The sequence below is a fragment of the Paenibacillus hebaui genome, assembly GCF_051934385.1.
Lineage (GTDB): Bacteria > Bacillota > Bacilli > Paenibacillales > Paenibacillaceae > Paenibacillus.
On record NZ_CP196836.1, the window covers coordinates 5863160 to 5886345 of the forward strand.

Sequence of the window (23186 nt, forward strand, 5' to 3'; positions counted from 1 at the left end):
GCAACTCCTTAAACAAATTGAATGGTGTAGCTATAAAAGATCAGCTGAGAACATTCACACTAGCCACTACGATGACAGAATAACCTTCCGATCGCTGTTATCCCAGATTTTTTGATTCCCTTTTCTAAAGGGTAAAATCCGGGGATAGCGTATGCTTCCGATGTAGCTTTCTTTCAGAAAGCTTTTAGGCGAACGCTTCGCTTCTCCATCTGGTTCTGCATTCTCCGTTATCGTGTACATGTTGTAGTTCATCTTACATAGCTCAAAAATATTTCAAAAAGGTTTACCGCAGTAGCACGGTTTGTACTTCGTAAGGTTTAAAAGATAATGTAATCTGGCCATTCGTATGGGCCAATGGTTCAACCGGTTCTTCCAATGCGTTGGAGTGATATGCTTGCTCAAACGCATGTGGCCATTGCAACGTGATGCTTTCACGTTTGCCTGAAGATTCATAGAAGCGCAGGACGGTACCCTGTCCATCCTCGGCCATTTTGACTGTATCCAAAATGACATGGTTGCTGTTGAAATTAATCCAGGAGCCGGTTGACGGGCGTACAGGTGCGGCAGGTGCAGTTGGATCTACTCCAGTCCCTGCGCTTTGGTGTACTTGATCTATCTGTTGTACCTGATCCTTCTGTTGTACCTGCCCCATCTGTTGCACTTGCTGCGACTGTTGTACTTGCTCTACTTGTTGCACAACCACTTCATGATTTAACTCGGCGGCCTGACGTACGGTGTGTGCAGTTCTCCAGTCTCCATCGTGTGGATATAGGGAATACGTGAATTCATGTTCTCCCAGATCAGCGGTGCGATCAGGCCATTTGGGTGCACGCAATAAGGACAAACGAATGGTGCTTCCCTGTACGTCGTACCCGTATTTGCAGTCATTGAGCAGGCTCACGCCGTATCCATATTCGGATACGTCTGCAAAGCGATGTCCACAGACTTCATACTGGGCTTGTTCCCAGCTTGTGTTGCGATGCGTCGGACGTTCCAGTGCACCAAATGGAATCTCGAATGTTGCCTTGGAGGTCACCACATCAATCGGGAAACCGACTTTCAGAAGTTTGTGATCTTCATTCCAGTTCACCTGTGTCTGGAAGTCGATCCGCCGTGAGTCATGATAAAAGACAATATCTTGCGTAATCATCGATTGATGAAGCTTCCAGCAGAAGCGCAGGACATCCTTCGTTGTACCCGCCAACACCAGCTTTTTCTCCAACAACTGCACTTCGCCAGCAATCTGTTCTTCATAACGGCTGTCGATATCCCATGCATCCCAGAGCGTTGGACGATCGTGGAAGAAGTGAAGTTGATTGCCTCGTTCACCCGGCTTCAGCATCTCTCGCTCTGCGGTCTTATCCCACAGACGAGTGATCTCCCCACGTTCGTTGAACTGTACATGATAAAAGGCGGTATCCCATGTATCATTAAAGGTTGGTTGCGCAGCAAGGTTTGTGATTTCCCATACATTCGTTTCCCTTGTATTTTCCGGTACCAGCCATATCGTCTTATATCCAAACGCCGGAATGTCCGTCACGAGAATAGACATGCTGCCATCCTCCCGATCCATCCGCAGGCGCTGACCTTCTTCATCGATCCCGTAGCGATCTAGGCCATCATGCAACGGCAGTTGAATCACTGCACTTCGCTTCCACCCCAAGCTGTTGAATACAATATAGGCTGCTGACCCTGCTGGACCTTGCGTGTTAATGCCTGCTGTCAATGTGGCAACGCCCTGATTCAGTCCTGTTCGGCCCAGCTCGAACACTCGCGCATATTCTTCACCCGAGGTCACATACGATTCCGTAATCGCCGAGCCAGGGATGATATCGTGAAATTGATTCAACAAAATCAGTTTCCAGCCCTCATGCAGATTCGAACGCACTTCAGCTTCCGCCTGTGCATCCATATCCGGTTGAGCGAGTGTATTCCACAACTCGGCTTCACGATACAGAACCTCCGCTTTCCGGTTGCTGCGCTTGTTGCGTGCATGTGTCGTGTAGGTTCCTCGGTGTAGTTCCAGGTACAGATCGCCATGCCATTTCGGCAGTACAGGCTGTTCCTTCTCAATTCCGGCAAAAAAAGCTCCCGCCGTGCTATAACGACTTGCCGGCTGTCCTACCATCAAGTCTGCGCGATCCACATACTCCAACATCTCGCGCGTGACCCCGCCGCCGCCATCTCCATGTCCGTACAGAAGCATGTGCTCCGGATGCGCCGCTTTCTCACGGTAGGACTGCCAGTGATCGTGAATGTCCTTCGGCAAGGTATGTTCGTTGACACCATGATTGAGGTAAGACAGAATTGGTGTGCCATCAATGCCCACCCAGTGAAACAGATCATATGGAAACACATTCGTGTCATTCCATCCGAGCTTCGTTGTCATGAAATACTCCACATTGCCATGCTTCAAAATCTGGGGCAGGGAGGCGCAGTACCCAAATGTATCCGGTAGCCATTCGATCTGGGATGTCTTTCCAAACTCCTCCATATAGAAACGCTGACCATATAACATTTGACGAATTAGGGATTCCCCGCTCGGGATGTTCAGATCCGGCTCCACCCACATGCCACCAACCAGTTCCCAGCGTCCTTCTGCAATCCGCTGCTTCACCCGTGCATACAACTCGGGATCATGTTCCTTCAGAAACGCATATAGCAAGGGCTGGCTTTGAGAATAGATATAATCTGGATATTCATCCATAAGTGCATCCACGGTGGAGAAGGTACGACTCGTTTTGCGCACCGTCTCACGCACAGGCCACAGCCAGGCAATATCGATATGGGATTGCCCCACCATATGCTCCAGACCTTCTGTGTTGCCGCCGATTTCACGTACGTGATGCCTCAGGCTATCCTCAATTTGGCGAATGCCTTCGCCCTGCTGGATCTCTTCCGCTGTCATGCCTACAAATTGATCCATCGCACGATATAGCACCTCTAACAGGCGAACCCGCCGGAAGTCACTTTCCGGCAATAATACGGCCGAATCACGCACAATAATGACCGTATACATCAGACTGCGAACCGCTTCGTTTGGTCTCACCAGCAGACTGGTAATCGATGTGATCGGCGGCTGAATAACCGCCTGTTGATTCAAGGGGTCCACGGGTTCAGGTACCGGATCAAACATCTCAATTTCAAGCTCCGGCTGGGTTCCAATCTTGGACGGATCAAGCGTGACGTAAGTGTGGTTACGGTCCAGACCCTGATAAGCGTGTCCATTCACCCGCAGTAAACCTTCTCCCCCTGTTTCAAAAACAAGTCCGTATGGTGCTTGCTGCCATGTAGCAGGGATCTCCAACCGTGTTCTAAAGAAATAGGTTGTTCCCTGTTTGCTCGGAAATCGTTCGAAGTCCTGGCCTTCCGGGTATTCACCCTGATCCTCATACTGTCCCGGCACGTTATAATAAGCGCGGGTGATGTCCCAGCTTCGCAGCTGCAATTGCTCCAGCCACTGATGTTCGGACAACTCGCGAATAAATCGTCTGATACGTTCCACGTCTTACGCCTCCCTTACGGTCAGTTCGGCCATTTGCGTATCGTTTACGCTGCTGCCGATATGAATATGGAATTGTCCCGGTTCAACGACAGGCTTCAGGTGACGTCCTATATATTGCAGCTGCTCTGCCCCGATACGGAATTCCACAGTCTGTGTCTCTCCAGGCTCCAGGTTTACTTTCGCAAATCCCTTCAGTTCCTTGGCGGGACGAGTTAGTGAGCTAACCACATCGGATATATACATTTGCACTACCTCCGCACCTGCACATTCCCCTGTATTGGTCACATTCACCGATACCGTAACGGATTCACCAGCTGTCATGGACGCAGCGCTCAGCTTCGGTTCACTGTACTCAAATGTGGTATAACTCAGTCCGTATCCAAATGCATAACGTGGCTCCAGATCCTCTTCCAGGTATCGCTTGCCCCGGGAACGTTTGCCGTTATAGTAAATCGGTAACTGACCGACATGCTTCGGAATGGAGATCGTCAATTTGCCTGATGGGTTCACGTCACCAAATAGAATGTCTGCAATCGCATGCCCGCCTTCTTGCCCCGGGTACCACGCTTCCAAAATGGCATCGGCATGCTCATCCACCCAAGGTTCAGTGATGGGACGACCATTGATGTAAACAACAACAAGTGTTTTGCCGAGCTTGTGAATCTCCTGAATAAGTTCCAGTTGTACTCCGGCAAGCCCCAGCGTCATGCGGTCGATCCCTTCCCCGCACTCCATATCATTCCATGAGTGATCTGACACATTGGAAGCACCCGTTTTCAGATCAATCGTTCCTTCTCCAAAGTCACGCGCACTGGAGCCGCCAACCACCATAATGACCGTATCCGCCAAACGCGCAGTTTCTATGGCATGCTGAAATCCTTCTCTGGAGTCACCTTTGATCCGACACCCCGGTGCATAGAGCGCCTCGGAAGTTTCACGCTCTATATCGCTTGCCACATTCTTCGCAGCATGGTTATCCCCATATCCAGTCGGATGACCATCCTCTTCATGCATCCCATGACGATCAGCGACCTCATTCGCGTGCCCAAGCACACGATTAGCCAACTTACTGCGAATCCCATCCAGCATCGTCGCTACCTTCGACTTCGGTTGGGGAGATGTGTAATCGCCAAGTTGATTGTAGGCTTGATCCGCATTCGGGCCGATTATGGCAATTCGCCCAGCCGTTGCTGTGGATAGCGGGAGCGCATCAGCCTCATTTTTGAGCAAAACCACACCTTCCGCAGCCAACTGGCGTGCCAGCTGAACATGCTGCTCACTGCCAATCACTTCTGCTGCCCGATCGGCATCCACGTAAGGCTGTTCGAATAATCCCAGTCTGAACTTCAACGCCAGCACGCGAGAGACAGCCTGATTCAGAACCTGCACATCAAGCTTGCCTTCTGCCACCGCCTGCACCAGATATTGCCCGAACATCTCACCGGACATCTCCATATCGATGCCTGCCTTAATCGCCTGTACGGAAGCTTCCAGTCCATCTGCCGCCACATCATGCCCACTTGCCAGCATATTGATCGCACCACAATCCGTAATGACCAGACCGTCAAAGCCCCAATCCTTACGCAAAACATCTTCCAACAATTCCGTATTCACGGTACAAGGTGTGCCATCAATTTCGTTATACGCCGGCATAATGGATTGGGCACCTGCTTCAACCGCTTTGCGGAATGGATACAGATCCACTTCCAGCAGTTCACGCCAGCCCATATGCACAGGTCCAGCATTGCGTCCACCTTCCGAGCTGCCATAACCGACGAAATGTTTCAGCGTAGCAGCTACCGCATCCTCCCGGTCAAGGCTTTCACCTTGAAGTCCTTCCACTGAAGCAACAGCCAGTTCCCCAATGAGATACGGATCTTCACCGAAGCATTCCTCGGTCCGTCCCCAGCGCGGATCACGCACAACATCCAGTACAGGAGAATACGTGACCGCACCGCCCTGAGCACGCGTCTCGCGAGCGACCGCCCGGCACATATCACGGTACAGATCCACGTTCCAGGTACTCCCCAGTAAAAGGGGGACAGGATAGACCGTTCCGTCAATCGCCATATGTCCATGCGAGCATTCCTCTCCGATTAGGATGGGAATCCCCAGTCTGGAATGTTCCACCGCATAACGTTGAATAAGATTGACTGCATCTGCACCTTCTCTGGCCGATAGGCCATTTTCAAGCGTAACGCCAGTCCAGGGGTCTGCCCGAAGGGCACCATAGAGGGAACCGATGCCCCCATTCTCCACTTGCTCTTTGAATGATTCACTTAACGTGATGTTCCCCTGATCATTCGTATAGGTCTGCCAGCCGAAGGGTTGAACAAGCTGTCCCACCTTCTCTTCCGTAGTCATCAGGCTCAGCAGATGTTCTACCCGTTCGCCCACGGATTTGCTTTTATCCTTATAAATCATCAATCTGCATCTCTCCAATCCTGTAGAGTCATCCGGTTATTCTTTGACTGCTCCCACCGTCAGACCTTGTACGAAATAACGCTGGAAGAATGGATACGCGAATATAATAGGCAACGTTGCCAGCACAACCATCGCCATTCGGGACGTATCCTGTGGAATGGACTGCATGGCTGCCAGACTCATCGAGCTGTTAGCAGAGTTCTGCTGGATAAACTGGATGCTTGATTCAATCCGCATCAGCATGGATTGCAGGGGCACCAGATTGGGATTATCGATGTATAACAGCGCATTAAACCAATCGTTCCAGTAACCAAGTGTACTGAACAACCCGATGGTTGCCAGTCCCGGCAGGGAGAGTGGAATCACGATTTTCATAAACGTATAGAACTCACCGGCGCCATCAATTTTCGCCGATTCAATGACCGCATCCGGTACACTGGTGGAGTAGAATGTACGCAGAATCATAATATAGAAGGCATTCATCGCCAGTGGCAGAATCAGTGCCCATATCGTATCTTTCATTCCAAGTAACTGGGATACGACCATATAGGTCGGAATCATCCCGCCGTTGAACAACATGGTCAGGATCGCAAAAATGGAGAAAAATCTCCGATATCGGAAGCTCTTGCGGGAAATCGCATAGGCATACAAGGACATAAGAATCAGACTGATAATGGTACCGAGTACCGTTACCAAAATGGTAACTCCGTACGCCCGCAGCAGCGTGTCTCCGCTCTGCCAGACAAACTGATATGCCGCGAGACTCCATTCTGCTGGAATCAGTCGATACCCGTCACGGGCCAGTGCTTTTTCGTCCGTAAACGAGATGATAACTACAAATATAAAAGGGAATACACAGATTAAAGCGAAGAGTCCGGCGATGATGTTCATGATCACGTTCCAGCCGCTGGATACGTGATGGAAGTCGCGTTTTTTTACGAGTTGAGCCACAGTGGTTCACTCCTTTCTCTTGTCCTAGAATAGGCTGCTGTCTTTATCTACTTTGCGTACAACATAGTTGGAGATAATGACGAGTACAAAACCCACCACGGATTGATACAATCCCGCAGCTGTACTCATACCAATTTCACCGCTTGTTTTCAAACCACGATATACATACGTATCGATCACATTTGTAACGGAATACAACGTACCCGAATCCCTTGGCACCTGATAGAAGAGTCCAAAGTCGGCATAGAAAATGCGGCCCACGGCCAGCAAGGTCATAATCGTAATGATGGGTGACAGCAATGGAATCGTAATGTTGCGAATCTGCTGCCATTTGCTTGCGCCATCAATCATCGCTGCTTCATACAGCGAACGATCAATCCCCAGAATGGACGCCAGATAGACAACGCTGCTATAACCAATGGTTTTCCATAACGCTACGAACACTAGGATATACGGCCAATATTTCGCCTCAGAGTACCACTGAATTGGTTCCATTCCAAACCAGCCGATAATCTGATTCAACATGCCCCGATCCATGCTCAGGAAGCTGAATGCGAAGTAACCAACGATAACCCAAGATAGAAAATACGGCAGGAACATGCCCGTTTGATATAGTTTGGCGAGTCGTTTATTGATCAGTTCCGAGAGCAGGATGGCCAAAGCCACAGCGAATACCAGTCCCAAGAAAATAATGGCGATGTTATAAAAAAGGGTATTACGCGTGATCAGCCAAGCGTCACTTGTGCTGAACAGGAATTTGAAATTGTCCCATCCTACCCATTCACTCTTCATAAGGCTTGCCCAGAAGCCTTCACGGCTGAATCGATATTCCTTAAAGGCAGCCACGGTGCCTACGAGTGGCAAGTAAGAGAAGAAGAAAAACCAGATGGCGCCTGGCAGCACCATGAGCAGCATGACTCGGTTTCTGATCAGATTTTTCAAAAATGTACTCATTGTGGATATCCTCCCTCAGGCTTTGAATGAAAAAGGACCGGGCGCGATAAGCAGCCGCCCGATCCTTATGATGTACTGTTACTTGTTTTCCGCTCTCCAGGCATCCAGCTGGCTTTGGGCTTCAGCCATAACTTTCTCCAATCCCGCTTGATTGAACTTCTCAATCACTTGGTCCAGATTGGCTGCCGGGTCCAGTGTACCTGTCATCAGTGCTGCCCAATACTGTTCTTTCACGTTCTGTACAGCCGTCAGTTCAGCAGATACATTGCTTGCATCGAAGTTGAAGCTGAGGATTGGGGAATTGACACCTTCAGCGTTAAACTTCTTGAACTCATCCCATTTGTTATCCGGGTCATTGCTGTTCAGGAAGAGCAGCATGTTGTTCCCAAGGGAATATGAAGGCATATCGTAGTTTTTCGATTCAGGCAGATTTTCCATATGCGTGTCATCCACTTTTTTGTAGTGTGTGCCCTCGATACCGGAATCCACCATATTGCGCAGCACCGGATCTGTATTCAATAGGTTCAGGAATTCCATCGCTTTCTCCGGATATTCCGAGTTGGCCGAGATTGCCATAATGGAACCTTGTACAGATGTATTGGTTATGATTGCTTCACTTGCAGGTGTTGAAACGACTTGATAACCGTAGCTTGCAGACCATTGATTGTCCGCGAGCGGCTGGGTCTGTGCACGATCCAGGAACCAGTTGCCTGATGTCGTCAGATCATTCGTGGAACCTGTTGTTGCCGCTTCTGCCGATACATAACCGGCCTTGTAGTATTTGTGCATCGTGGTGAGTGCTTCTTTCATTTCAGGCGTTTCCAATATGTTCACGAGCTTATAGTCCGTTGTATCCAGCTTAATCGCCATTGGCAGATTCTGAATAACATAGTCATACGGCACGTAAGGAACATAGTTCTTATCCATGGCAAAAGGAGTTACACTCGGCTCATTTTCCTTGATCGTTTTGAGCAAAGGCTCCAGGCTGTCTAACGTACGGATGCCAGTGATGTCCAGCTTGTGTTTATCCACCAGCATTTGGTTAAAACGCCATACCTCTTGTTGAGGCAGCTCTTTGTTGGCTGGAATTCCGTAATTGTGTCCGTCTACCTTCGAACCGCTGAGGAATGCAGGATCAATGGTTTTTGTGAGATCCTTACCGTGTTCAGTAAGCAAGTCATCCAGCTCAAGGAATGCACCTTTTCTGGCATTTTGTACATAATCGAATCCACCAGATGAGGTAAACAGAATGTCCATTGGCTCACCTGATGCTACGTTAACCTGCATTTTCTGCGGGTAGTCACCCCAGTCAACCATCTTCATCGTCACCGTTGCGTTAATTTTCTCTTTGGTATACTTGCTGACTTCTTCCATCACTTTGTTAACGTCTTTCTGAGGGGTACCGATGGTATACCAAATCAACTCGACTGCGTCATCTCCCGCTCCGCCGGATTCTGATTCTGAAGCACTTTTGCTTCCTCCACACGCACTTAGAACAAGCATAACGGCCATTAACAATGCAAGAATGAGCGAGAAACGTTTTCTTTGTTTATTCATTTCCTTGATCCTCCCTTTTCGTGTTCCCTTAGGCTCTACAATCTAACTGCTTTAACCTTATCGAATGAAAGCATTTACAAAAAGAAGATAAACTTAAGTTTTCGAGGTACAAATTAAAGGGAAATCGTCCTTGGGCATTTTTTTCATCCCTGTTTTAATAAATCGCTTACATGAAAGAGACATGCCGGGTAACCTATGGCACGAACCTCATGGCATGCCATTCCTGTTCCCAGTATGTCTCTTGTATTTCAATCCGCAGAACTAATCCCCCAGCCACTATATCAACCAAAAACCTTGAAATCGGTCGGTGAGATCCCCACATATTTGCGGAATTGCTTATAGAAATAACCCGTCTCCCAGTATCCTACATTCCGGGCAATCTCATGTACCTTCAGATTGGAATTGCGTAACTGCTCCTTCGCACGTTCAATCCGGTATTTGTTGATGTATTCGGCAAATGTCTCCCCTGTCTCCTTATGGAACAATTGTCCCAAATACACCGGATGCAGATGATAATGGGCACCCAGCAGCTTCAGAGAGAGCTCTTCTGCGTAATGTTTGTCTATATGCTGAAGCACCTGGTTAACAATCGGATTTTTCAAATCCTGCAATAGAGATTGGATGGTCTGCGACCCCACCTGCTGAAGCGCCCGCACGAGCTCATCAAAAGTTCCACTGTCCAGCACCAGACGAAGCCCTTGTTGGTAGATGGCGGACTCATCCGAATGTTTGATGCTCTCCAGTTCCATCTTGAAGCGAATCACAACTTCCAGTGCGGTGTTCTGAAGCTCCCCAGGCGTAAGTCCATCCCGATGCTGTTCAAAATCCATGCGAATCCGGTCGGCAAGTTGTTCTGTATTCCGGGACAGAATAAGTTTGGCGTACTCCCTCCAATCGATGAAGAAGGACGCTGTTGAGCTTCCGCGCTTTTCCAGTATGGCATGGTCAATCACTTTGAGATCGGGATAGATCATCACATACTGGAGTGCTTTTTTCGCCTCGGCATAACTGGTCGGAGCATAATATAGCCCCTTCATCAACCTACCTGCTCCAATGCGTATCACAGGATGTGTTACGGATATCGCGTCAGATAATTCCTGAAGACCATCCATCAACTTCTGTTCCTCATCTCCATTGCCGTCCACATTAGCAACAATGACGATGTCTCCATCAATATCATGAAATACGTTCAGATGGGGCTTGTCCCTCAGCATCCCCTCCACGCGTTCAAACATGCCGGATGCTTGCCCTTTGGCACGCAGGACGGCCACAGCAACGTCCGGTGCATCCAGCGAAAGGTTCATAAACCGGGCACGTTCCTCAAATTCGGTAGCTGCGATCTGTCCGGTAAGCCATCGATGAAGAATGTTGTCCTTCAGAATCTGGATGCCATAAGCATCATCGGCTTGAGGTGACATCGTATGATCCAGCTTGGATGCCGTGTTGCTCAGTGTGGATTCCAGTTCTTCCACATTAATCGGTTTGAGCAGATAATTCTCGATACCCAGCTGCATGCCTTCCTTCAAATATTCGAACTCATTGAAACCACTGAGAATAATCACCTTCATCTCAGGCTGCAATCGTCTCGCTTCCCGTATCAGGTCGAGACCATTCATGATTGGCATGGATATATCCGTAATCAGAATGTCCACAGGCTGTGAAGAGAGAGCCTTTAACGCCGCTTGTCCATTACCCGCATGACCTACAATTTCCATCCCTAACGAAGACCATTCCACAATATCGTATAACCCTTCAATGATGAACGGCTCATCGTCCACAATAAACACGTTGTACATATTACACACCTGTCCCTTCTGTATGTGGATAACGCACCCTGATCCGTGTCCCTTCTCCAAGGGTACTCTCTATCGTAATTCCGAACTCTGGCCCGTACAGGAAACGTAATCGACTATGAACACTGCGTAGCCCGAACATCTGACCAGACTCTTCAGGGCGTTCCAGTTCTTCCAGAATTTCAGTCAGGCGTGCAGGCTCAATGCCCTTACCGTTATCCCTGACCTCCACCTGCACCACATCATCCGTCTCTTCCACAACAATGGATAACCGGTTATCCGGACGTTCCGTCTGAATGCCATGCACGACATAATTCTCTATGATGGGTTGCAGCGAAAGTTTGACCACAGGGTGTTGATAATAAGCAGCGTCGATCTGGATCGTATATATGAAAATATCCTTGTAGCGAATTCGGAATAACTCCAGATACAAGCGGCAAGCTTCCATTTCGTCCTTCAACGTATAGTTTTTCTTTTGCTGTACCAGGCTCTTGAACAAGACGGATAGGCTATAGATCATCTCGCCGACATCCCTCGCCCCCTGAGATATCGCCCTCATCCGAATCACTTCAAGCGTATTATAGAGAAAGTGGGGGTTGATCCGAGCCTGTAGTGCGACCAGTTCGGTCTCCTTCTGTTTGATCTCGGCTTTGTAGACCCGTTCAATGTACAGGTTCAGCTCATCCAGCATATCGTTGAAGCTATGCGAGATTTGCCCCAGTTCATCATCACGTGGATCGTCGATGCGAGCCGTCAGATTGCCGTATTTCACTTTTTGGGTGAAGCGAATAATTCGACGGGTTCGTTTGGCAAAGTTAATAATGAAAAACGCCGGAACCAGCACGGCAAACAGAATACATACAGTACTGATGGAGATGATCGTATTGCGAATGCCCGCATAGGTTTCAGTCATCTCTTCCACAGGAACGGTGCCAATGACCACATAGCCCTGATCTGCGGAGACAAACTTGTTCACATACATGTTCTGCTCCTTTTTCATCGCATCCATATCCGTCTGATCAAACAGAGATTCGGACACATTCACATAGGGATACTTCTTCCCGTAATAATGATTGTTGGAGTCGAATAATACTGTACCATTTGCCGATAGCACCACGATGTTTCCCTTCAGATTGCTCTCGTAGTTATCCAAAGCATTACCGATTCCCGCCGAGTCAAAGAAGACAAGAAATTGTCCCAGATTACGAAGGGTCTGTGTATTATTAATCGGTACGCGGATGGAATAGAGCGCAGGGTCCCATTGATTAATCTCTTTGCGAATCCAATAATTGGGTGCACTAATATTGGGCGTTTCCATCGCCATCACATCCGGAATATAGGAGTGAGCCACATTGGTGTCCAGCTTGCGGAACTGCTTGCGTTGATTGAAGGTGGACAGATCCTGCTGCTCAGCGCTATATAACATGAGTTGATTGATATCCGAATTGCGATCCATAATGTTCTGAAAATGTTTCAACACGTCAGCCGAATAGTCGTCCTGATTGGCGTAGTATCCATTTGTCATATGCTGAACATATTCAGCGTACGTGTGATTCATCAGATAGGTAATATTGGCGGACAGTGCCTCATTCTGATGCATGTCTCTGACCATGTTCTGCACCGATTCATACTGCTGATGAATGGTTCGATCCACATGTTCCATTGCCGCTTTCTGGATCGCCAGTTCCCGGCGAATCGTGGAGTCGGACACTGACAGAAAGATGATATAAGACAATGTAATGATCGTGACAATCGAAATCATCGAGAAGATCAGCAGCATTTTCATAAACATATTATTTTTGAAGAAATTATTGTAAACGCTAACAATTTTCAAGTTGTATGTTCCCTCCAATGCTGTTTCCCTGACTTGGATTATATCATTTGCCCTCTGACATAAACTTGTCACTTGGAACTTTTCTTTAGTTTATACCTGCCTTTCTTTAATTTAGCCCTATTTGAAAATGCTTTCATCCACTATCGTTAACCATACGTTTAGCTTTGTGTAAAAGAATACCCTACAGTCATTCCACTTTGAAGGAGGAACAGCATGACACGCAAACTCAAACCAAAAGGCCTCATTCCCAAGGTAACCGCCATGATACTGACTACGGCTCTGCTTGGACAAGTTGTTGCATCATCCGTTTATGCAGGAGACACGCTCCCTTACACAGGTGACAGCGCCAAAGGGATGAATCAGCCCTATCAGCACGGATACACCTCGGCCCAGATTCTGAACTGGACACCTGAAAGTGATATCCATGGTGATCTGCTTCGTGCCCACGTTCCCTTGCAGCCCCGTAATGAAGCGTTCGCTGCGACACAGGCTTATCCTGAGCTTAGCCCAGACACCCGGTTATTCACAATGAGTGGTGATTACGGTAATGCCTTCTTCGATAGCACACCATATACCAATGAATTCAGCCAGTATCTGTTTAATTATTGGCAATATACAGACTACTACAGCTATTGGCACGGCATGGCCTCTGCGGGAGTGCCCGAGGAGCTGTACGACCCAAGTAAGGAGTGGACGGAAAAGTATTTCGAGTTCGGCATTCTGAACATTCCGAATCCAGCCTACACCAATGCAGCCCACAAAAATGGCGTCAAGTCCATTGCCAACATCTTTTTCTCAGACAATGACCGTGGACCACAAACGTACAAACAAATGCTCATACAGGATGAAAACGGCCATTTCCCTGTAGCTGAGAAATTGGCTGAGATGGCGAAGTATTATAATTATGATGGATACTTCTTCAATCAGGAAGAGGTTGCCCGAGGTGTAGCCCCTGAGGATATCCCATCCTATAAGAAATTCATGAAATATCTCAGGGACAAAGGATTATACGTCCAATGGTATGACTCCACCGTCAATACAACGGGCAAGATTCAGTATCAGAACGAATTCAATGGGATCAACAGTCCCTTTGTCCAGGATTCCGCTCTCGGCAGAGTCTCAGATTCCATCTTCCTGAACTATGTGTGGAACCACAAGATGCTCCGCGATTCCCGTGATCATGCGATCAGCCTCGGACTCGATCCGCTGGAAACCGTATTTGCTGGTGTCGAAGGTGGACATGACAAGTTCGGCCGCTGGAAGCAGTTATATGACTTGCGTCATAATCTGGATGAGAACGGGCAACCCATGAACAGTATCGCGACACTGGGTGCCGACTTCACCCACAACGCCCTGGATGAAGAGATGGGCGATGGCAGCACCAATCACCGAGCTGAGGACAAGTACCAGTGGATGACCTTTGTACGCGATCGTGCGTGGTGGTCAGGCCCGAATCAAGACCCGACGAATGCACGCCGTAACAACTCGGTGGACCTGTCGGATGTATATGCTTCCGGTGCGAACTGGGATGGGATCGCCGCATATCTCACCGAACGCTCCGTCATTAATGGCTCCAACTTTGCGACCAACTTCAATACAGGCCATGGTCTGAAATATTATGAAGACGGCGCCGTCTCGAATGATAAAGAATGGTCCAACATCAACATTCAGGATATCCCTGTGACATGGCAATGGTGGATGGATAGCGAAGATGACAAGCTGAGTGTTGATTTTGACTATGGTCCAACCTACGAGAAAGGCGCAAGGTACAACTACGACGCCATTGGCGCTTTCAATGGCGGCAGCTCTCTCGTGGTGAACGGTACACTGAACGCCGAGAATTTCCTGCGACTGTACAAGACTGATCTGTCCGTCAACGGACAATCGAAACTGGAGCTGACGTATAACAAACCGTCTGGCAGCGACGTTTCTACCCTGCATGTTGGGTTGATCTTTGAAGATGACCCATCCAACGTGGTCAACGTGAATGTGCCTAATTCAGGCCAGCAAACGAAAGGCTGGAAGACCGCTTCACTGGATTTGAGCGCATATCAAGGCAAGACCATTGCTGCTTTGGGACTATCCTTTGACCCGAATGGCAAGGCGATTGAAAAATATCAGATGAACATTGGTGAGATCCGTATTTTCGACGGTTCAGCCGTTGTGCCGGATGCACCTACCGGGTTCCATATTGCCAAAGCGCTGACCAACACCGATGAACTGGTTGTAGCGTGGGACATGAAGGACTATTCAGAGGTCAAGCAATACAACTTGTATGAAAATGGTGCCTATGTTGGCGGCGTGTATGATTCCACCTTTTATATCAAATCGCTCAAACAACCGTCTGGTGAACTGTCCATTCGGGCTGTAGGCGCAGATGGTACCAAGAGTGCAGCAACCGTCCTGCCCTATGATCTGAATGCAGCCGTTCAGAATATTGATGTGATATTCAAAAACAATGGCGATGCCATCGTGAGCTGGAAAAACCCGAAGAAAGCGAAAGATACGGATAAAGACAAAAATAAGAATACGGGCACGGATGAAGACAAGGATAAAAATAAAAACAGAGGTAAAGGCAACGAGTCGATTCAGCTCACTCTTCGAACCGAATATACGAAAGAACCCTTTATCAAGTCACTTCAGGTCAAAAAAGGAAAACAATCTGCCGTCTTGACCGGACTTCCGACCAATGGTGAACATTACGTGCTGAACATCGCTATTGGCGGGCAGAATCCGGTTACCCATACCGGACAGCTCGCAGATCTTCAGACTACACCATACGCCAAGGAAAAGGTGACGGTAAAAGATGGAAACTACACGCTTGCCCTGCCTGATCTGGAGGACTGGTACAAGATCTATGTTTATGAAAATGGAGTCGCACGCGAGTTCGGAGTCACTTACGTTTCGCAGAAATTCCCTTATATCATTCGGGGTAGAACGAAGCTGAGTGAACTGACCTTCACACCAGCGTCCAGCAACAGCTCTTTGAAGCTGGTTATTGAGGATTATGCGGGTAATCAGGCTACTACGATTTTGAGGTAAATATAACATTAGAATAACGTACAGCCCTTCATTTCCAAAAGAAAGATTGAAGGGCTGTATTTGTTGATCTCAACTGCTCTTTGAACACCATTTTCCGTTAGCGTAGTCCTTCGGATAAAATTGAACATAGATGCTTGCGCAATTGCTTTTTGTCTATTTTATCCACAGCTGTTCTGGGCAACGTATCAACAATGAACAGTTGAGTCGGCCATTTGTACGGAGCAAGGTGTGGCTCACAAAACGCCCGCAACCGTGCCAGATCCAAACTATCACCGTCACGTAACACTATGAAAGCGACGAGTTCCTCTCCTTCGTCAGGAAGAGGATGACCGATTACGGCCGCCTCGCTTACCGCCTCATGGGTCACAATAACATGCTCCACTTCGGCACAGAACACATTGGAACCGCCCACAATAACCATATCCTTCAAGCGATCAAACACATATAGGTAACCTTCGACATCCAGGCAACCGACATCCCCAGTTCGGATCCAGCCATCGGGCATGGTCTCGGCAGAAGCCTCCAACTGGCGCCAATACCCCATCATGGTCTGTGCACCTCGAACAACGATTTCTCCAGCCTCGCCCGTCATTATCTCACTTCCGTCCGTATTTAATATCCGAACTTCGAAGGCCTGCTCACCCTGGGCAGCCAGGTCGGCAGGACGACCTACGGATCGAAGGCGAAGAGGATCGTCCATATGCTGAGCAGGAAAAAGGCGGCTTATGGACATTCCACATTCCGCTTGTGAGTAGTTGTTAACAATTAAAGCTTCAGGGAATTGCGATACGACATCTTGAAGTGTATCCGGGGAAATAATGGACCCTCCACACCCAATAAGCGTTAGGCTCTTCAAGTTTCTACCCCCGACGGATGCCTCGCGGGTAAGATCACGAAGCAGTTGGCCTACTGTGCTGAGTTGTGTAATCTGATCACGTTCAACGGCGTCTATAATGCGTTGTACATCCGCCGGGTATTCGTCTAGAAATACAAGACAGCCTCCGGCAGCCATGGTCGCCCACAACTGGAACTGACCAACCAGATGGGATAGGTTGAGCACTAACACACGACGCCTGAGATCATGACCGAAGCCTGCAGAAGGCGTAAGTTGATTCCAAGCAGCCATACCTCGATGCGAATGCATTACCCCTTTTGGTCGACCGGTTGTCCCGCCCGTATAAATCAGGACTGCCGTATCGTCTACACTTCGATTGAAATGGCCATTTGGAGGGGACACGTGTTCCTGCTGTAAAAGAGCGGCGAGCGAACTGGCATTCGGCTCTTCTTCGTCTGTCGTGAACAGTTTTGGACAATACCCAAGAAGCTTTACCGTGTCGATAGCTGCTTCAGCATGTTGCTCATCATGAATAACCATATGCGGTTCTGCATCTTGGAATATGGCAGCGAGTTCAGACACCGTTAGCAAAGGAGACGGAACGAGCGGTATGGCTCCGATTCCAACTGCTGCATAGAACGCCACGACGAGTTGGGGATCTGGATCACCTAAAAGGGCAAACCGATCTCCCGCCCGATGACCTTCAACATACAGGGCATGACTCAGCCTCTCAACTTGACCGTAAAGCTCCCCATAACTCATCGTTTGGCCGTGTCGCATTAACGCTGATTCCTCAGGGTACAGACTTGCTGCAAAAGGCAAGCGTTCGGATAGAAGCAAGCAATCGCCCCCAACATTTAAATTTCCACTTTTTCCGTTAAGAAAACTGTGGATTTAAGAAGAAGGTAGCATATATCTGGAATAATAAGTAATCATCATCCCCTATTAAACTCATAAATTCTCCTGATATTACAGTGTTGCCCACAGACGATCCTTGCCGTTAACCTACTCGCTAGCTTAATTAGGTATCATGATTCTCGTCCTTAAAGGTACAAAAAAGGATCGTTATCATTTCTGCAACGATCCCTATTGTCAGTCCGCTAGTTGAGATCAGCAACTGATCACTTTGATGCCCTGCCGACAGTATTCCAATCATAGAGAGGAGCCCTGAGATGATTCGATGTAAGCCTTGATTTTTATACGTGACGAATTGTCAACCAAGTGCGACAGTTCCTCTGTGAAAGATTCGTGAGCGGTTCTCCAACCCAAGCGCTTTCGTGGTCTGTGATTCATTAGATCGAGTGAACGGGCGAGATCTTCATCCTCCACTTGAGCGAAATCGGTACCTTTAGGGGAAAACTCTCGAAGCAACCCGTTTGCATTCTCGTTGGAACCGCGTTGCCAAGACGAATACGGATCAGCAAAATAAACGTGCAGGCTATGGGCCGTTTCCAGATTGGCATAGCATGCAAACTCCTTTCCTCGATCAGCCGTGGCTGTGAGGAAGCTCCCTGTAGGGTACTGTGAAATTGCTACACCGAGCGCAATCTCCATCGACAAAGCGGTACGGTCGGGCATGAGAACAGCAGTATACAGACGTGTTTTGCGTTCAATCAACGTCGCTACGCACCTTTACTTTTCCCACGACCTGATACGACGGTATCCAGTTCCCAGTGCCCAAACGTTTCACGAGAACGAACCTCTTTGGGGCGATCCGAAATCGATTTGCCGATAGCGAATTCGACCGCGAGTTTCTGTGGGTTTCTGACGCTTCCCTTTGTGCCGAAGGACCTGTAACGTGCCTCGAACCAGACGCCCAGCGTAGAGCCAGCGATAGATGGTTTTAAAGTAGACCGACGGCATGCCTTGGAAGCGGAAACGTTCCGTGATTTGCTCCGGAGACCACGTTGCCTGCAGTTTTTCCTCCAAGGAAATAGCTATGGCTTCGGACCATTTACCAGGTGAGATAGAAGCTTTACGACGCTCCTTATAAGCGCTCTGAGCCTGCTCTGCATGATAGGGTTGCGATGAAGTAGCACGTTCCAATTCACGACTAATCGTCGAAGGATGTCTTCCTAGTTCCTTTGCGATGGCTTTTGAACTTTGACCCTGTCGATGGAGGATTTCTAGCTTGCTGCGCTCAATTATGCTAAGATGTGTGTAGCTCATGGTGGATTCTCCTTGTGTGAATGTGGTGTAGGAACCTTCATTCTACACGAATCCGGTTGGGCCTTTTTTTATTTATTTCCAGTAGGTGTCGCACTTCATATTACAATCCGTCAATTATAAACATATCCTACATTGAGATAAATCTGATAAGAACAAACAAAAACTACTGTTAAATTATCACTAAACCAATAAGGCCAATTATCTTAGATTTACCATTAACCATTTCTTGATTCCTCCTTGTTAATTGTGTTGTTAAACGTAAAAGGAGTGCAATTGCACAAGAAGTTAATTTACTTTATTTTACTTTCTATAAAACTTAGATAAAACCTTTTTTCAACAAAACTAAACTGCACGTTACTTGAACAAAAGCAGCCGATCACTATGGTCGGCTGCTTCTTTGGTTTTATTGAACTATCGTTTCCCGTTAGAATCCCTGTAAAACGATCGAAACCGAGGTAATATATCGAAGTAAGCTGCGAAGCCTTGCAGATTTGGAGCAAGCTAACCAAGAATACGTCTCGTTCTATAACCACGAAAGTTTTCAAAAGAAATTAAACGACCGCTCCCCGTTAGAATACCGGGAAACGGCCACAGCTTAAGGCGTCTTTTTTGTGTCTATTTGACGGAGTTATGACTAATATGGCGACTTCTTATGCGTGCATGTTCGGGTCCCCTAACATCCTCCTCTAAAAAAACAAACCACTGACAGTTTAAGGCTGTCAGTGGTTGTTTAAATAAACTTACTTACTTGTCAATTAAATTGGTCATCTTCAGCATTCTTGCAATTAATGCCGTCACTTCCGCACGCTTCATCGGCGCTTTCGGGTTGAGATGAGTACCCTCGCCCTGAATGATACCTGCTTCGATTAGTTGCGCTACATCCGCTTTCGCCCAGTTGGCTACTTTTGCCCCATCTGGATATTGAGCCAAGGCAGAAGTATTACCAGCAGCCGCATCGGGTTGAATCAGGCGATACGCACGGGCTACCATAGCGAAGCCTTGCTCTCTCGTAATTTGTTTGTCGCCGTAGAAGTAGCCATCGTCATAACCACGAACGATATCAAATTCATCTGCAATGGCGATAGCATTTTTATTCCAGACGGAAGCCGACACATCCGGGAAGTTAACCAGCGATGCTTCCTGACGCATCAGACCCAGACCGAGGACCACAATCTCCGCAAACTCGGAACGTGTTACACTGCGTTCCGGCGAGAACGTGTTATCCCCATTCCCCTTCAGATCCAGTCGTGCTGCGATGTTATTCACATCCGCTTGACCCCAATGGGTTCTCACGTCGGTGAAATCCTCCGGATTCCAGATCACTGAGTAAGTACCACTGCTACGCAGGTCATTAATTTGTGCATAATAACGATTATTGATCTTCGTTACAACGGTAGGCAGGTGATACACGCTGCCGTCTTGATTCACTACAACGCCTGTCGTAATCCGGTTTGGATCGATGCCTTCCGGCAGAGCGATGTATTTGGCTGCATAGCCATTCAATTGACCGGATTCTACGGTCTTCCCGCCATGGCTAAACGTCAGGTTCAGATCAACCGGATCAACCAGCAGTTCATAACCACCCGCAGCTGCTTTGTTCTTCGCAGATGCGATCAATCCTTCCGCAGAAGGCTTGATGTCGATGCGAACCCCGATATCGCTAAGCGCTGCATTGCCCAATTGACCAGCGACAGAATTCAGGTTCATTTTTCCGGCAGGTACCGGATAAATGGCCAGCGGGTTGCTGATTTTCAGGCTTGCTCCCTTATCGCCCAACTTCTTCAAGGTGTCCGCTGTCAATCCGTCAACCGTCAGATCTCCTTCATTTGGCGAGTGAACCGTCAGATCCTGGCCTGAACCTTCCGATACAGCTTCACCCAGCTTGTCCGGATCTACCTTAACTGAAGTTGTCGTACGGCCGTCTGAAGTTGAGGTTGTGCCTGTTGCAAACGGATTGTCTTTGCCATCGACAGTTATGTCAAGATTGCCCTTTGGAGCTTCAGGAGTACTTGGCGTTGTTGTTGGAGTTGTGCTTCCGCCACCCCCGCCTCCGCTGCTGCCATTATTTCCACTATTGAATGTACGGAAAATGTTCAGCGTATACAGGGTCTCCCTTCCGTTAACCGTAACCTTAACAACAATTGTGTTGGGGCCTTCATTCAAAGGCAAATGATCACTTGCTGTACCGCTAGTCGCGTCTGTCCAGGCACCATTATTGAGCGAAAACTCAATCTTGGCATTCGGATCCAGACCTGCAACGGAGTCCAGTGTTGGTTTGAAATATACGCTGTACGTTGCAGTAGTAGCAGTGTAATTATGCGTACTTTCGGCAAAAGCCGGAGACAATGGAATCGAAGTTCCATCGTGAGCGCTCAGCTCTAGACCGATGAGATGCGATTTTTGAGCAGACTCTACTACGAGCGTCTTGGATTCTTTGGCCACTTTACCATTTCTAACTGCCGTTACATCAACAGTATATGTTCCATCCGGCAATTCTGCCGACGGGGTAAAGCTCCAATTTCCATCTTTATCTGCTTCTACTTCTCTTCTTTCAAGCACAATTCCGTTCTCATCCTTCAATTCAACGGTGATTTTCGAATCTTGGTCTGCGACACCTTTGAGTTCAGGCTTGGATACGTTGACCAGACCACCACTCGGCTCGGTGATCAGCATAGGTTTAAGCTGCTCTTGCGCTATTTTTAATTGCTCAAGTGCTTTATTTACTTCTTCTTGTGTTTTGTTTTTGTTATCAAGCACTGCTTTGGCGTCTTCCAGCGCTTTTTTATATGCTGTCCATTCCGAAGCCTTATAATCTTCTTCGTTCAGTTGATTCCCTTCCTCAACGGCTTCTTTAAGATCGGTAATATTGACAATAGAAACGGTTTTCTCGGCGATGATTCCAAAATCCTCGTCACCCTCCATGCCGCCGTATTCAATGACATACCCTACAACATTGTTGCTCAAAGGGTAATCGTTCCATTGTCCTGCATTGGCGCCAGGCCCAAAAATATGCGCTACGTATTCCAGACCACTATAATCATTAGGCTCGCTGGCAGCCCAGTTGGCATACCCAATTTTCGTACCGCCTAGATAGCCTTGGTAGAATTTCAGACCATTCCCGTTGTCCTCCAGACCCTCCGGCCCGGTTACCCAGCGCCAGTCACCATTGACTTTAGCACCGCCGTTTTTGCGCTCGATATCTTGTGCACCAATCCAGCCTACACCCTCTGTCTTTTCTTTGACAAATGCATTCTCTTGAGCATCTGTGATCGTGACCAGATATCCTTCGCGCCCGAAATAGTCGTCGGCTGCAGCCTCATTTTTTGCATCAGTCCAGGAAATATTGCTTCCCTTATTGATATATTTATAAAAATGACCGTTGGCATCATAAGGAAGGGCATCACCCAAGGTAAACCTAACGGTTCTGGCTGACGTATTGCTGGAGATTGTCGAAAATGCAACAGTTGACAATGTCTGCATATAAGCTTCAGCTGACGCAGTTCCTTTGAAAGTTAATACACCATTTGCAGTATTATATGTTCCTGTAATTCCTGGCGCTGCGGTAAATGAAAGTTGATCCCCTGCTTGAAAATTTTCAAGCAGCACGGTGGCAGCGTCCAAATTGGTTGTATAAGCGGAATCTTGAATTACAATTCCAGGATCAATAACTGCTCCAGACGATTGCTGTCCATCCACAAAATCGTAACTGGATGTGCCACCTGACGTGGTAATTAATGCCTGATCTGCATCAGCTGCGCTGACAGCCGTCGGAACCACCGGTAAACCACCTACGGTCAGAGCTGCTGCGAGGAATAACGCTCCATGCTTTTTCTTAAGAAACTTGTTGCTTTGTTTAAACACGTTCTTTTCCCCCAATCAATTTTTTAGACAAACTCTGTTCTTGTCACTTTTACATAAGGGCAAATGTTTGCCCTTTTTTAAGCAACCTCCTTAGAAATCTAAGTATCGCTATGTGGTTGTCGGCAAATCCCACATTTACTATAAATCATATTTTAACAATCGAATCTCTACAAAAACTATACAAATCATATGGCCGGTTTGTAACTCTTGTTTACCAATCAAGCACTTGGGAATTTAAAAAGGGTGACCCCTTTAGAATAC

At 47.9% G+C, this 23186-nt stretch carries 11 protein-coding genes and 1 pseudogene; 2 read left to right on the forward strand and 10 right to left on the reverse strand.

The genetic code is table 11. The features are described 5' to 3' along the window. Positions 1-283 precede the first annotated feature (283 nt). The 7 genes from ACR32F_RS26605 to ACR32F_RS26635 form a co-directional block, all read right to left on the reverse strand. Positions 284-3505, reverse strand: coding sequence for an alpha-mannosidase (locus tag ACR32F_RS26605; protein ID WP_440112421.1), 3222 nt, complete (start codon positions 3503-3505; stop codon positions 284-286). A 3-nt stretch (positions 3506-3508) separates the two neighbouring features. Further along, complete coding sequence (locus ACR32F_RS26610) at positions 3509-5929, reverse strand: glycoside hydrolase family 3 N-terminal domain-containing protein (protein WP_440120021.1); 2421 nt, start codon at positions 5927-5929, stop codon at positions 3509-3511. 36 nt (positions 5930-5965) lie between these two features. Beyond that, positions 5966-6820, reverse strand: a complete 855-nt coding sequence (locus ACR32F_RS26615) for a carbohydrate ABC transporter permease (RefSeq protein WP_440120022.1) — start codon at positions 6818-6820, stop codon at positions 5966-5968. Positions 6821-6904: 84 nt separating this feature from the next. Then, a complete protein-coding gene (locus ACR32F_RS26620) occupies positions 6905-7834 on the reverse strand; it encodes an ABC transporter permease (RefSeq protein ID WP_440112423.1) in 930 nt (309 codons plus the stop codon). A 78-nt stretch (positions 7835-7912) separates the two neighbouring features. Further along, entirely contained in the window at positions 7913-9391 is a 1479-nt protein-coding gene (locus ACR32F_RS26625) for an ABC transporter substrate-binding protein (protein ID WP_440112425.1), read from the reverse strand. A gap of 281 nt (positions 9392-9672) precedes the next feature. Then, positions 9673-11187: a response regulator gene (locus ACR32F_RS26630; RefSeq protein ID WP_440112427.1), complete on the reverse strand. Its 1515-nt coding sequence runs from the start codon at positions 11185-11187 to the stop codon at positions 9673-9675. A gap of 1 nt (position 11188) precedes the next feature. Continuing rightward, on the reverse strand, positions 11189-12976 hold the full coding sequence (locus tag ACR32F_RS26635; protein WP_440120023.1) for a sensor histidine kinase: 1788 nt from the start codon (positions 12974-12976) through the stop codon (positions 11189-11191). 255 nt (positions 12977-13231) lie between these two features. Between ACR32F_RS26635 and ACR32F_RS26640 the strand changes: the two genes are divergently transcribed. Continuing rightward, positions 13232-16060, forward strand: coding sequence for an endo-beta-N-acetylglucosaminidase (locus tag ACR32F_RS26640; RefSeq protein WP_440112429.1), 2829 nt, complete (start codon positions 13232-13234; stop codon positions 16058-16060). Between the two features lie 97 nt (positions 16061-16157). Here the strand turns inward: ACR32F_RS26640 and ACR32F_RS26645 are convergent, their stop codons facing one another. Then, a complete protein-coding gene (locus tag ACR32F_RS26645) occupies positions 16158-17735 on the reverse strand; it encodes a class I adenylate-forming enzyme family protein (RefSeq protein WP_440112431.1) in 1578 nt (525 codons plus the stop codon). A gap of 378 nt (positions 17736-18113) precedes the next feature. Further along, positions 18114-19064, reverse strand: a pseudogene (locus tag ACR32F_RS26650) (IS30 family transposase); the annotation flags it as partial. A gap of 443 nt (positions 19065-19507) precedes the next feature. Between ACR32F_RS26650 and ACR32F_RS26655 the strand changes: the two are divergent. Next, on the forward strand, positions 19508-19663 hold the full coding sequence (locus ACR32F_RS26655; RefSeq protein ID WP_440120024.1) for an IS3 family transposase: 156 nt from the start codon (positions 19508-19510) through the stop codon (positions 19661-19663). A 145-nt stretch (positions 19664-19808) separates the two neighbouring features. On the opposite strand, the gene ACR32F_RS26660 is transcribed toward ACR32F_RS26655, so the two are convergent. Continuing rightward, positions 19809-22925, reverse strand: coding sequence for an S-layer homology domain-containing protein (locus tag ACR32F_RS26660; protein WP_440112433.1), 3117 nt, complete (start codon positions 22923-22925; stop codon positions 19809-19811). Positions 22926-23186: the final 261 nt, after the last annotated feature.

Excerpts from the sequence above, each read along its gene's own strand:
- ACR32F_RS26610 (WP_440120021.1), bottom strand. The coding sequence starts at position 5,929 with ATGATTTATAAGGATAAAAGCAAATCCGTGGGCGAACGGGTAGAACAT.
- ACR32F_RS26615 (WP_440120022.1), bottom strand. The coding sequence starts at position 6,820 with ATGAACATCATCGCCGGACTCTTCGCTTTAATCTGTGTATTCCCTTTT.
- ACR32F_RS26625 (WP_440112425.1), bottom strand. The coding sequence starts at position 9,391 with ATGAATAAACAAAGAAAACGTTTCTCGCTCATTCTTGCATTGTTAATG.
- ACR32F_RS26620 (WP_440112423.1), bottom strand. The coding sequence starts at position 7,834 with ATGAGTACATTTTTGAAAAATCTGATCAGAAACCGAGTCATGCTGCTC.
- ACR32F_RS26635 (WP_440120023.1), bottom strand. The coding sequence starts at position 12,976 with ATGTTTATGAAAATGCTGCTGATCTTCTCGATGATTTCGATTGTCACG.
- ACR32F_RS26630 (WP_440112427.1), bottom strand. The coding sequence starts at position 11,187 with ATGTACAACGTGTTTATTGTGGACGATGAGCCGTTCATCATTGAAGGG.
- ACR32F_RS26640 (WP_440112429.1), top strand. The coding sequence starts at position 13,232 with ATGACACGCAAACTCAAACCAAAAGGCCTCATTCCCAAGGTAACCGCC.